Below are 702 nucleotides of genomic sequence, written 5' to 3'. Positions count from 1 at the left end.
CTAAGCCTCACAGCGCCGATGGTACTGCAGGGGGGACCCTGTGGGAGAGTAGGACACCGCCGGACTTCTTTTAAGCAAATGGCCACCCATCGTTGGGTGGCCATTTTGCGTTTACAGCAACAACAACAGGGAGCATCATGCCGGAAGAGGAAGAGCGCCGTCCGCGTCGCAACGACGACAATGGATCGCGCGGTCACCGACCTTCTGGCGAACGCTCCGCGCAGAACCGCAGCAGCGGTCCGCGTCGCGACGACGCGCCGCGTTCTGGTGGGTATAACCGTGACGGTGGCGCTCCCCGCTCGGGTGGCTACAACCGTGATAGCCGCGATGGTGGCGCTCCCCGCTCGGGTGGCTACAACCGTGATAGCCGCGATGGTGGCGCTCCCCGTTCGGGTGGTTACAACCGCGATAACCGCGACGGCGGCGCCCCTCGTTCGGGTGGCTACAACCGTGATGGTGGTGCTCCGCGTTCTGGTGGCTACAACCGTGACAGCCGTGATGGTGGTGCTCCTCGTTCGGGTGGTTACAACCGTGACAGCCGTGATGGTGGTGCTCCTCGTTCGGGTGGTTACAACCGCGATAGCCGCGATGGTGGTGCTCCTCGCTCGGGTGGCTACAACCGCGACAGCCGTGATGGTGGTGCTCCTCGCTCGGGTGGCTACAACCGTGACGGTGGCGCCCCCCGTTCAGGTGGCTACAACC

General features: G+C 64.4%; 1 protein-coding gene. It reads left to right on the top strand.

Annotated elements, in window-relative coordinates:
• Positions 1-180 precede the first annotated feature (180 nt).
• A partial coding sequence (locus ACTJKH_RS17685; protein ID WP_440738005.1) for a hypothetical protein occupies positions 181-702 on the top strand: 522 nt, incomplete at its 3' end.

It is taken from the genome of Microbacterium sp. 22215 (assembly GCF_052045655.1).
Lineage (GTDB): Bacteria > Actinomycetota > Actinomycetes > Actinomycetales > Microbacteriaceae > Microbacterium > Microbacterium phyllosphaerae.
This window is presented reverse-complemented; position numbering and strand designations above follow the sequence as displayed.